We start from the raw sequence: 12,160 nt of genomic DNA on the forward strand, positions 1-12,160 counted from the left end.
TGTTAACTCATCATAAACCTCGATTCATAACCGTTCCCAAAAACAAGAGTTACAGTTTCGACTCCGTTGTAAAAATCGTAACAATTCCTATTTACACAACATACTTTTACACGGTTAAGATGACAACTGCCAATGGAAGGGATCCTTCAATTTGCCCCAATCATCATCAAATTCATCTTCAGTAAGTAAGCATGCATCCAATTCCTTTGTAATGAGCTCTTCATGTAGATCAGTGCCGATGAATACTAGTTTTGTATGACGATCGCCAAATTCTTCATCCCATTCATCATGAAGCTCAGGATTTTGCTTTAGGATTTCCTGCTGCTGCTTTTCTGGAAGCGACGCTACCCAATAGGACAAGGGTTGGATGCTGACAGATGGCCCCGCCTGCGATAAAAGCAAAGCTACATTGTTTCTGCTTGCACACCAAGCAATCCCTTTGGCCCGGACAATTTGCATCGGCATTGCTCCACACCAATTGTTGAAACGCTCAGCATGAAATGGCCGTTTTCTTGAATAAACAAAGGATGAGATACCATATTCCTCTGTTTCTGGAGTGTGATCAGCTGGTCCTATGTTCAGCTCTTTTAACCAGCCTGCCGATTCACTTGCCTTCTCAAAATCAAATAAGTTTGTATGGAGGATTTCCCTTGGATGGACGCGACTTTTTACAGCTCGTATAATCTTCGCAACAGGCTGCAGCGTCCTGATCACATTTTCTAGCTTCTCTAGCTCTTCATCAGCAACTAAATCACACTTATTTAAAATCAACACATCACAAAATTCAATTTGATCGATTAATAAATCGGCAATATTACGAATGTCATTTTCTCCGACAGCTTCCTTACGATCAAGCAATGAATCACCTGACTCAAAATCATGCCAAAAACGGTTTGCATCGACTACGGTTACCATCGTGTCCAATCGGCAAAACTTTGTTAAATCAATCCCTAGCTCTTCATCAATATAAGAGAAGGTCTGTGCAACAGGGACAGGCTCACTAATGCCAGACGATTCGATCAAGATGTAATCAATATCTCCCTGTTTTGCCAGCCTTTCTACTTCTACAAGTAAATCCTCTCGTAACGTACAGCAAATGCAGCCATTTGACATTTCCACCAATTTCTCTTCTGTTCTGGAAAAACCGCCTTGCTTTTGGACTAGTTCACTATCAATGTTTATTTCGCTCATATCATTCACAATAACCGCAACTTTAAGACCTTCACTATTATGTAAAATATTATTTAATAAAGTGGTTTTACCTGCACCCAAATAACCGCTTAATACCGTCACTGGAATCTTCTTCATTTCAGACCACCCTTTCATTTCATTTATAAATACTCCACAATTCGCCTGGCCGCTTGTCTAGCTCCTGAAATATTACGAGCAATCGGTCCCATTTCAAGCTCCGCTAACGCACCAACAACATATAAATCCTGTCCCCATTGTAAAGCTCTCGAAACAATCGGATATCCGCAGTCCGCACAAGGCAATTCCATCGCTTCAACCATCTCCTTGATCCATTCACCACCTGGGAGGCTTGGTAAATAGCCAGTTGCCAAAAGAATCGTACCTGTTTGTGCAATCAAACTGCCAGCCTTGTCAAAAAGATGGACACTGTCATTTTTTACTTCATATCCAGACACCTCATTCTCTTCAACAGCAAGAGCTCCACTTTTCATGCGATTTAACAGCTTAATATATAAATCATGTGGAACAGAGCCCCTGTTTCTAGCACTGATAATTTCCTTTCTCCTTTTGCCATAGCTTTCAAGATAACGGAAGCCGTTCTGCCTTTTTGGACCCAACCAGCCTGGATCACTATCAAAATCATGAATTCTAAATGGGTGCCGTTTCAACAATGTAACTTGATTTGGATATCGCTCACTCAGCTTAAGAGCCAAATGAATTGACGTAATTCCCCCGCCTATGATTGTAATAGGAAGCCTCATCGCATCAAATTCAGGCATCGCTTCATCAAAAATATGATAAACATGTGTTGGATCATGACTTTCAAGATCGATTGCCCAATCAGGCATATTACACTGTTCACCAATCCCAATGGCTAACGCAAGCTTTTTACCATATATTTCACGGCCATCTTTTAATTGTATCTGCCAGCCATCCTTTCCTTTTAGTGCCCGCTGTACATGTCCTTGAATCCAAGCGTCTTTTATCGATAGATCCTTTACTAAATGCTCACAATGATCATTAAATACTTCCAAGGATGGACGCTTATAAGGACCATAAAAGGCCGTTCTTTTATCAAGAGAGCCCTTCTTCACAAAAGACTGGAGACCAAATGGATCAACAGCGAGATGATGGACAGATGGAGAACGCAAATATGGCATCGAGATAACGCTCGTGCTTCTCTTCCAATTCGCCAATGGTTCCGCATTTCGATCAACAATCGCAAGCTCATCAGCCTTTACTTTTCCGCTTTTTAATAAAAAAACAGCGAGCGTCACTCCTTGAATTCCTCCGCCGATAATTACCCATTCATACATAGAAACACCACCTACAAATCCCGTCTATTCTCCGCATTACACAATTCCCCAACTGATTAGGGATGAAACTATGAAACAAATAGAAAAGACCACTGTTTCTCTTTTCTCCCTCGCTTCTTTCTTATCTTGTCCGTGCAATCAATCCATCTGATGTGCTTACACCTTTCATCTATCATCCGATTAATTTCAGCTTGTGCCTCATCCATGACCGCTTTAACCATTGAAAGATCGAGTAAAAAATGCTCTGCTGCCGCTTTATATGGAAATTGTTCAACCATAAGCTGCATAAATTGCTGCTCATTAACAGAGATGTCCTCCAATTGATTTTCCTTGCTCTCAATAAATTGATAGATTTCCCGCTTATCATCCGCTAGTTTCGAAACAGCACTACGATGTAAAAATTCTAATAAAATCGGATTCATGCTACTCACCTTCATACTTTCCATGAAATGTTTCAACCGCCAAATTCCTTTCTTTGGCGGTTGAACGAGTATATATTCTACCAGCTTGCCTTTTTGACTCCTGGAATTTGTCCTTTATGAGCGTATTCCCTAAAAGCAATCCGAGACATTTTGAACTTTCTTAAATAGCCTCTTGGTCTTCCTGTCACTTGACATCTACTGTTTAAACGCGTCGGCGATGAATCTCTCGGAAGCTTCCGAAGCGCTTCATAATCGCCCTTTTCCTTTAGCTCCATACGAAGAGCAGCATACTTCTCCACCATTTTCTGACGTTTCAGTTCTTTTACCACTTTCGATTTTTTTGCCATAACGCATTTCTCCTTTCATCTTCAAACAAGAATTATTTCGTTTCTCTATGCAATGTACGTTTTTTCAAGCGCGGGCAATATTTCATCAGCTCGATACGATCTGGATTTGTTCTTTTATTCTTTGTTGTTATATAATTGCGGTCTCCTGTTTCTGTGCACGCTAATGTAATTTTGACTCTCATCATTTTTCCTCCTATTGTGTCTGAATAAGTTGCTCTCTACTTTTATATACCTTGGATTTCAATTGTTTTAAATCGAAACAATTACGATTTATATTTTAGAAAAGTCCAACTGTTATTCATCTTTTTCTTAATTGAAATTTATTATAAATCCAAATGATTACTATTTGCAAGTTTTTTTATAAACTTTTTTTCAAAAATAATTCGCCGAAAGAATAGGTTGAAAAATCGAGAATAATTATGTAAGGTATACTATAAAAATAGTAATGATTACGATTTATATAGTTGTTTATTACTTGGAAGGATGTTTTTCATGGAGGAAAAAATTGTGATTGTAGGCGCCGGGCCAGCAGGAATTGGTTTTGGCATCTTGTTAAAAAAACTTGGAATTGATGACTTTCTAATAGTAGAAAAAGATATAGTTGGCTCTACCTTTTTTAATTGGCCAAAGGAAATGAAATTAATTACCCCTTCATTTACCGGTCATGGATTCGGGCTGCTTGATTTAAATTCAATTGCCCCTGACACGTCACCAGCCTATACTTTTCAGAAAGAACATTTAAGTGGAGAAGAATACGGTGAATACTTGGAAATACTTGCTGAGTTTTTTGAACTCCCGATTTCTGAAAATACACTTGTGAAAAATGTTGTATATAAAGAGGGCACTTATACACTCTTGACATCAAAAGGCGAAATCAATACCAGTCAACTTGTCTGGGCTACAGGGGAATACAGCTTTCCTAATAAAAATGGGATAAAAGGCTCCCACTATGCCCTCCACAATAGTGAGGTCGAATCATGGAATGAGCTTAAGGGTGAGCATTTCTTTATCATTGGTGGTTTTGAAAGTGGGATTGATGCAGCCACACATTTAGTTCATAACGGAAAAAGGGTGACTGTGTTAGCGAAAAAGGAATGGTGGAATTCAGAAGCTGCTGATCCAAGTCTTGCCCTCTCACCTTTTACATTAGATAGATTACATCAAGCTAAAAAATCAAATCGCTTAACATTGCAAGGAAATTGTGAGGTAACAGAAATAATAGCTGAAAATGATGAGTATAAAATTTTACTCGCTGATGGTAGAACGTTTTTTTCTAAAACAAAACCGATCTTAGCGACTGGCTTCCAATCAGGTGCAACACAAATTGAACATTTATTTGATTGGCGAGAAGATCGTCTTCCACTATTAAATGGATATGATGAATCTGTTAAACAGCCTAATCTCTATCTTATTGGTCCTAGTGTTCGGCAAAAAGAAGTTATTTTTTGCTTTATGTATAAATTTAGGCAGCGTTTTGCGGTAGTAGCTAAGCATATCCTTGATAAACTTGATTTACCTTATAACAACGAAATCTTTGAACACTATCGCCAAAATCAAATGTATTTAGATGATCTATCTTGCTGTGAGGTGAAATGTGAATGCTAGCAGCTACACTCTCCACAGATCGAACAGCACTCATCGGCTTAGAATCTTCCGGAAAAACCACTATTTTCTCCCGATTAGGTGGTCGTGATATCGGAAGCAAGACAAATGTAAAGGGTGCAACCTATACCACATATACTCAATATGTTGATGGTTTTTTAGTCGTAGATACTCCCGGGATACGCTCTATCGACACAGCATCAAATGAAATTGCCAAAAGGGAGATTGAAAAATCGAATAGAATTATGTTAGTTGTAAGAGGTACTCATTTTAAAGAGGAAATTTCACAGCTGCTTCCTTTAGTTGAGAATACAAATAAAGCAGTCATCATCATTGCTACATACGCAGATAAAATGACTGTAAAAAGTAAACAAATTTTAGCTAAACAAATCATTAAGTACAAACTACCGCTCTTTTTATTAGATGCACGAAATCTAACAAGCCAAAATTCGAATCAAATCCTAGAGGAATGTGATGAACAGCAATCGTTAACACCGAAACAGTATCAATCTCTCATCAGTATAGACATTGATCAAATTGAACCTAAAGGACTTATATTTGATCATCCTACTGTAGGAGGGATTTTTTCCGTTCTTAGTTTAATCAGTATGTTTTTACTACCAGTAGTCATTGCACATTGGGTTTCAAACTTTATTCAGCCTTTTATTGAGAGTTTAATCTTATATCCTTTAATACAATTCTTTGAAAATTCACCTTCATTATTAAACAGTTTATTTGTAGGAGATTATGGCATATTGACTTTAGGCATTTATTCATTTATTTGGGCTTTTCCAGTTGTATTATTGATTGGTTTAAGTACGGCTATTGTTGATGAAACAGGATTGAAGGATAGGATTATTGATTCTCTTGATCCTTATTTAAAAAAGCTTGGTTTAGAGGGTAGAGATTTAATGCCCGTTCTTTCTGGATTTGGTTGTAATGTTGTGGCAGTTTTTCAAAGTAGAAGTTGTAGCTCTTGTACTCGAAAACAGTGTGTATCTCTTATTACTTTTGGGTCAGCGTGTAGTTATCAAATAGGAGCAACACTTTCCATCTTTAACTCAGCAAACAAAACATGGATGTTTCTTCCTTATATAGTTGTTTTATTACTAGGGAGTATCATGCATACCAAGCTTTGGTCTAAAAAGAATAACCATTCTCATTATTTCGGGTTAACACCTAGACGAACTTTTTTACAAAAACCTACATTTAAAGGAAGTACTTTTCGTCTCAAAAGTGATATTAAACAATTTATCACACAAGCTATGCCTATTTTTATTTCTATATGTGCAATTGCAGCCCTTTTAGAGTACTTTAAAATCATTCACTATGCTTCATTTATTTTTAAACCTTTGCTCCAACTTTTGCAATTACCTGTCGAAGCCGCTTCAGGATTGGCCTTCTCTATCATAAGAAAAGATGGAATGCTCATTTTCAATGAAGGAAATGGCGCACTTTTATCTTCATTAACAAATTTACAGTTATTTCTTTTAATCTTTTTAGCTTCTACAATGACAGCATGTATTGTCACAATGTTGACTGTAGGGAAAGAGTTCGGAAGCAAACAAGCTTTTCAAATGATTTTTCAGCAGGGTGTTACATCCATTATTTGTACGCTCTTCATAGCCTTATCTATGAAATGTATTCAATTTATTCTATAAATGATTTACATGGTTAAGTAGAATTGCACAACTTGTAAATCGTAATGATTATGAATTAAAACAAAACAAGGCCCTGTTATTGTTGCAAGGAAGTAGAGAAAAACGACGAGTTTTTCTCCACTTCCTTTATTTTAAACATCTTCTAGCCCTCTCAATGAGAATGAAGTGTTTCTCCACTACCCAATTGCTGTTTGGCAAATTTACGATAGAGGTCATGTGATTGAGTCAATTCATGATGAGTCCCAATGCCTGTCACCTCACCCTTCTCGATAAAGATAATTTTGTCTGCATCAACGATTGTCGATAATCGATGGGCAATGACGAATGTCGTGCGTCCTTTCATTAATCTTGTTAATGCTTGTTGGACAACACTTTCAGATTGGCTATCAAGACTTGCAGTTGCTTCGTCCATCATCAGAATTTTTGGGTCTCGTAAAAAAGCACGGGCGATCGCGATTCGTTGTCTTTGCCCACCTGATAGCTTCACTCCACGCTCACCAACCTCTGTGTCCAGGCCTTTTGGGAATGATTGAATAAATTGGTCCGCATAAGCCATTCTAGCAACCTCCCACAGACGTTCATCCGCTATCTTTTCCTTTAATCCGTAACAAATATTTTCGCGAATCGTTCCAGCCATCATCGCACTATCTTGTGAAACATAGCCGATTTGGCTCCGCCATGATGCCAGCGATAAATCGTTAATCGGTGTGTGACCAATTCGAATTTCACCAGCAGTAGGATGGTAAAATCTCTCTAGTAAACCGAACATGGTTGTTTTCCCACCACCGCTTGGACCAGCAAAGGCAATCATTTCGCCAGGCTGTGCTTCAAACGATACACCTTTAAGTACAGGTTCCTCTTCACTATAAGCAAAAGACACATCTATCACATGAACAGGTTCGTTCGTAATATCGATTTCTAAACCATCCTGCCCCTCTTCTAAAGATACGTCTAGAATCTCAATAATACGCTCAGTCGCTCCTTTTGCTTTTTGTAATTGGGCGAAAAACATCGCAAACATAGTAACGGGCATAATGATTTGGAAGAGGTAGAGTAAAAACGCAACAAGCGATCCCGTTGAGAGCGTACCATCTGCAACTCGGATTCCACCGTAACCAATAATAACGACGACCACCACCATGATGACAAAATACATAAGTGGACCGATTAGGGCAAAAATACGAGCTTCTCTTAAGCCATAGCTTAGCAAATTATTAATACCGGATATTCCTTTGGTTTCCTCCACTTGTTCTGCATTTGAAGACTTCATTAAGCGAATCTCACTTAGTGTTTGTTGAATATTTCCCGAAAAAGTGGCTGTTTCATCTTGTAAGCCACGTGATATTTTTGCCATTTTTCCGCCAAGGGGCATCATAAAAGCCATCGTAATTGGGACAGAAATTAGCATTAAAAGCGTCATTTTCCAATCCATAATGAATAAAATGATGATCGCCCCAATAATTGAAATAATTCCCGTAATAAATTGTGGGAAATGCTGTGAAATTAAATCTTTTACGATACCCGTATCGTTCACTAGGCGACTGACTGATTCTCCACTTTGTTTTTTATCAAAGTAGCTTACTGGCAGCCGAGTGAGTTTTAACCACATCTGTTCGCGCATCCGCGCAACAATTTGTTGACCGACTGCAGCTAGTAAATAGGTTGAGTACCCATCGATTAGTGCTTGCGCAATAAACACAACACCAATAACAATGATGAGATTGATACTCAAAGATGATACAGCGAACCCATCTACTAATTCTCTTGTTAATAACGGAATTGAAAGGCCTACAAGTGTAGTAATGACACTTGCTAGTAAGCCGATTGTGAGTGCTAATTTTGGGATTTTCGTTGATAAAATAAGGGTGATAAATGGTTTCAGACTATTTTTTTGTTGTTTTTCCATTGTTTAAAACTCCAGTCAATACTAATTCTTTTATTGAGAGAAAAAGTGAAAAGGTAGATGCGAAGTGAAAAAGGTCATGCTATTTGCGATTAGGGTTTTCCTTCCTCCTTACTAAGGGTTAGGAGCACCTACGTATCGTTAGTTATCCTGCACTTATGCTTCTTTATTTGCTCACAACTTTGAAAATATCTGAGAACTCAGAGTGATAGTGAAAAAATACCGTAAATTCAATCATCTTGAATCATACGGTATTTTACCCTAACAAAATAGCCGATCCATCGATTAATACACTTTTCTAAATCCTACGACACTATCTGTAAATCCAGCTCTTTCATAAAATTTATGCGCTCCTGTTCGATGCGCAGATGAGACAAGTATCGCATAACCACAGTGCTTCTTTTTAGCAAATTCATCGAGAGATTCCATTAACTTTCTCCCTATTCCTTTTCCTCTCAATCCCTCTTTAACAATGACATCTTCAATAACCAAAAACGGTTCTATCAAACCATTACAGCATATCCCTAGTGCAGAACCAATAACACGATTATTTTCTTTAGCAACCATTAAAAAGTAATTTTCATCTAGTAGCATTTCTTTATGTATTTCAACTGACTTTTCCACAGATGTTTCAAATGGAATAAGGGTAGTATATAGCTCTAATAACTCTGGAATATCTTCTACTTTTAACTTTTCTAACATCATCTTTTTAAAATCGTCCTTCCTATTTCCTTATACTGTTCTCCTACCAATTTTTCTATGGCTAAAAGAATGTCCTTCACTATCTAACATTAAAACGGTTTACATGTTGCTATCATCCTTCTACACAGATTGAATCGATATGATAGACAAACAACTCGTTGATTCGATCTTTATTCAACCTGTCAGAATCAATCATTGCGTGCAATGCGATTCCATCAACCACTGCATATAATCTTTCTATTTCCATCTCTTTATCAAGGTTTTTTCGCAATTGGTTTTGTTGATTCAGATATTCGATCAAATTTCGAATTCCACTATAAATACCATCGTGATGAGCCTTGAAAAACTCCTTCTTGTGTTTCGCATAAGCAGTAAAAGCAAACCAAACCTCCATTTCGGCCATTGTTTCGGCATTAGTTGGTACAATTTCAAGCAAAATGTGTAAGACTTTTTCTTTTGGAGGCAATTCTTGAATGGCAATTTTATTAATTCGGTCTGTCGCTCTTTCGATTACAAGATTCATTGCGTAAACTAGTAACTCTTCTTGTGTTGAAAAATAATGGCGCAAAGCTCCTAACGAAAGACCCGCTTCTTTTGCAATATTCCTTACTGTCGCACCTTCCATCCCCCACTCTAAAATGACCCTCCATGAAGCTTCTGCAATTTGTTTTTTTCTTACATTATGATCAACTATTTTCGGCATAATTCTATTTTACCAAAAACGGGGAATTTTTATAATACAATTGTGTTATTAAAAACCTGATGCTAAAATACACTTAAATAATACAAACGTATTGAAAAGAGGTGACCTATTGAATATTGTTGGTTGGATGATTGTTTTTTGTGAGGTTGCATTCTGGGTCGTTATTATTTTAGGATTGGTTGCACGGTATATTTTTAAGCGTGAGAAACTAGGGTTGGTCCTTTTAGCATTAACTCCGCTTATTGATTTGCTTTTATTAATTACAGCTGGTATCGATTTGTATCGTGGAGCAGTTGCGACCCAAGTACATGCAATTGCCGCTGTTTATATAGGGGTATCTATCGCTTTCGGTAAAAGCATGATTGAATGGGCCGACCAGCGCTTTCAATATTATGTGACAAAACAAGGGGAAAAACCGAAGAAACTCTATGGGATCGAGTATTCAAAGCAGTATTTTAAAAGTTGGGTAAGACACCTTATCGCCTATGCCATTGGTGCAACGTTATTAGCAGGTTTGATTTTCTGGATTGGTGATGCTACTAGAACGGAAGCGCTGAGTGGAATGCTAAGATTTTGGTCTTTTGTACTGGTGATTGATCTTGTGATTGCTATTAGTCATTTTATTTGGCCTAAGAAGGAAAAGAAGAAGACTATTAACTAAATAGATGAAGGGGGTTCTGAAGGATTGGACTCCTGCATAATCGTTAAAAAGCGCCAACTAGCCACCCCCTTGATACAACTGGGGTTGGCTAGTTGGCCACTTCTGAAAATTTCAATTATGTGAACTTACTCCTACATCTATCGCAAGTACTATTTTTCAGCTAAAGAAAGACAATTGCAAATCTACCTCTTGCTCTACTTCTTCTATTGTATCAACTGGTTTAGATGAAGCTATCTGTACTGACTCTACTTGATAGATACAATCTTCACGATCTCTCTTAACCTCTGAAAGATTCCCTCTTTTTAAGAGTAGTTCAAGATAAGCTACCACATCAATGTATATTTTCGGTCTTCCTGTAGAATATTGTTTCGTAGAAGCACCATTTTGTTCAATCAGATACGTGCATAATTCCATAGCTGAAACATCTTTATGGGCTTCTATGTACTGATCTATATATACTTGTAGATTTTTATTTTCCATGTAATCACTACCTTTAAATTGAGATGATTCGACTTAGATTCAAGTATGACATATTTTTTCTATTATTTTAATCGTTTCCCGCGTTCAGCAACCCTTTTAGATTTTCCTGACCTTCATTCCATTGAAGCTGTGGCTTGAAACAACTGCCATCGCGCAAAAAAGATTCTTGCTTAATAGCAAGAATCTTTTTGTGCCTATTTCATCCGCTTTACATTTTTTATCCGATCCAATAAAAAACCACCTTTAAAATACCGTGGTTCATAGGAAATAATGAAAGCTTGCGGTTCAAACTTCTCCACATAAGCAATTAATTCACCTTCGCGGTTTCTCTTTGTTAAGATCTCAAGCTTATATCGATTACTATCACGTCCTTCACCGATATAGAGAGTGACTCCAAACCCCTTATTTCTTAAGGTAGCAATTAATTCATCATTTTTGGATTGTGTATTGACAGTTACGTGAATATAGCCAATCGCTAATTTTTTCTCAATTTTTGTTCCAAAAATCATGCCAATCCCAAAGCCTAAAGCATAGACCACCATCGCAACAAAGCTTTGATCACCACTAAATACAAGGGATAAACCAAACACATATATTAACATTTCAGCTATTCCGATGACAGAAGCAAGAACGGTAATGCCTCTGACCAAAAAAATTGTCCTTAGAGTAAGCAATGGGACATAAATAAGCTGTAATAATAAAATAAGAAGAATTTCTTTCATGGTAGCACCTCAATATGTGATATAAAACCTTTAAACAAAAAACATGCGTATATCTAGGTAGATAAGAATATCCAGTATTGGATTCATAATTAAACCACAATTTTCTTCATTTATTATCTTGTTGCAGGATAACTATTAATTGTTATTTGCTTCTTTAATTACTGCTTCACTTCATGATAGAACTTAAAGATGGCTGAGTAACATATACTATATTCTTATTATTTTTCATTGTTCAGTCAAATACTTTTCTTTCATCCCCCACCTATCTTCTTGTACACTCAGAATCCTGAGATGGGAGTCTTACTGCCCGTTAAGAGTGGGATAAAAATCTAATGTATCTTTTGCGTTATTTTTTGTAACTTCCTTTTTCTCTATTATTCTTCTTTTCATAGTTTTAATGAAAAATGGCACATAACTAACTTACAACGTGCTACTTCTTTGCTGATGACT

13 protein-coding genes are annotated in these 12,160 nt (G+C 37.2%); 3 read left to right on the forward strand and 10 right to left on the reverse strand.

The features are described from left to right. Window positions 1-114: 114 nt before the first annotated feature. The 5 genes from K9V48_RS12805 to rpmG form a co-directional block, all read right to left on the reverse strand. Window positions 115-1,308 carry a GTP-binding protein gene (locus K9V48_RS12805; protein ID WP_224139380.1) on the reverse strand — a complete coding sequence of 398 codons (1,194 nt, stop codon included), beginning with the start codon at window positions 1,306-1,308 and terminating at the stop codon, window positions 115-117. A gap of 23 nt (window positions 1,309-1,331) precedes the next feature. After that, window positions 1,332-2,507, reverse strand: coding sequence for an FAD/NAD(P)-binding protein (locus tag K9V48_RS12810; RefSeq protein ID WP_224139381.1), 1,176 nt, complete (start codon window positions 2,505-2,507; stop codon window positions 1,332-1,334). A 68-nt stretch (window positions 2,508-2,575) separates the two neighbouring features. Beyond that, window positions 2,576-2,929, reverse strand: a complete 354-nt coding sequence (locus K9V48_RS12815) for a hypothetical protein (protein WP_224139382.1) — start codon at window positions 2,927-2,929, stop codon at window positions 2,576-2,578. Window positions 2,930-3,006: 77 nt separating this feature from the next. After that, complete coding sequence (rpsN, locus tag K9V48_RS12820) at window positions 3,007-3,276, reverse strand: 30S ribosomal protein S14 (protein WP_224139383.1); 270 nt, start codon at window positions 3,274-3,276, stop codon at window positions 3,007-3,009. Between the two features lie 32 nt (window positions 3,277-3,308). Then, window positions 3,309-3,458: a 50S ribosomal protein L33 gene (gene rpmG / locus K9V48_RS12825; protein ID WP_110926657.1), complete on the reverse strand. Its 150-nt coding sequence runs from the start codon at window positions 3,456-3,458 to the stop codon at window positions 3,309-3,311. A 310-nt stretch (window positions 3,459-3,768) separates the two neighbouring features. Here rpmG and K9V48_RS12830 point away from each other — a divergent pair, with 310 nt between their 5' ends. Together K9V48_RS12830 and K9V48_RS12835 are read left to right on the forward strand one after the other, a co-directional pair. Next, window positions 3,769-4,881, forward strand: coding sequence for an NAD(P)/FAD-dependent oxidoreductase (locus K9V48_RS12830; RefSeq protein WP_224139384.1), 1,113 nt, complete (start codon window positions 3,769-3,771; stop codon window positions 4,879-4,881). Next, window positions 4,875-6,539, forward strand: a complete 1,665-nt coding sequence (locus tag K9V48_RS12835) for a nucleoside recognition domain-containing protein (protein ID WP_224139385.1) — start codon at window positions 4,875-4,877, stop codon at window positions 6,537-6,539. The genes K9V48_RS12830 and K9V48_RS12835 overlap by 7 nt, the downstream gene beginning before the upstream one ends. Before the next feature lie 151 nt (window positions 6,540-6,690). Here K9V48_RS12835 and K9V48_RS12840 read toward each other — a convergent pair whose 3' ends face one another. From K9V48_RS12840 to K9V48_RS12850, 3 genes are all read right to left on the reverse strand, one after another. Beyond that, window positions 6,691-8,445: an ABC transporter ATP-binding protein gene (locus K9V48_RS12840; protein WP_224139386.1), complete on the reverse strand. Its 1,755-nt coding sequence runs from the start codon at window positions 8,443-8,445 to the stop codon at window positions 6,691-6,693. A gap of 282 nt (window positions 8,446-8,727) precedes the next feature. Continuing rightward, window positions 8,728-9,147, reverse strand: coding sequence for a GNAT family N-acetyltransferase (locus K9V48_RS12845; protein ID WP_224139387.1), 420 nt, complete (start codon window positions 9,145-9,147; stop codon window positions 8,728-8,730). A gap of 109 nt (window positions 9,148-9,256) precedes the next feature. Continuing rightward, window positions 9,257-9,847 (reverse strand): TetR/AcrR family transcriptional regulator, encoded by a 591-nt coding sequence (locus K9V48_RS12850; protein WP_224139388.1) that lies wholly within the window; start codon window positions 9,845-9,847, stop codon window positions 9,257-9,259. Window positions 9,848-9,974: 127 nt separating this feature from the next. Here K9V48_RS12850 and K9V48_RS12855 point away from each other — a divergent pair, with 127 nt between their 5' ends. Further along, window positions 9,975-10,508 carry a hypothetical protein gene (locus K9V48_RS12855; protein ID WP_438803892.1) on the forward strand — a complete coding sequence of 178 codons (534 nt, stop codon included), beginning with the start codon at window positions 9,975-9,977 and terminating at the stop codon, window positions 10,506-10,508. Window positions 10,509-10,664: 156 nt separating this feature from the next. On the opposite strand, the gene K9V48_RS12860 is transcribed toward K9V48_RS12855, so the two are convergent. Then, a complete protein-coding gene (locus tag K9V48_RS12860) occupies window positions 10,665-10,988 on the reverse strand; it encodes a DUF3895 domain-containing protein (RefSeq protein ID WP_224139390.1) in 324 nt (107 codons plus the stop codon). A 194-nt stretch (window positions 10,989-11,182) separates the two neighbouring features. Beyond that, window positions 11,183-11,710, reverse strand: a complete 528-nt coding sequence (locus tag K9V48_RS12865) for a DUF2179 domain-containing protein (protein ID WP_224139391.1) — start codon at window positions 11,708-11,710, stop codon at window positions 11,183-11,185. Window positions 11,711-12,160 lie beyond the last annotated feature (450 nt).

The sequence above is a fragment of the Metabacillus rhizolycopersici genome (assembly GCF_020075705.1).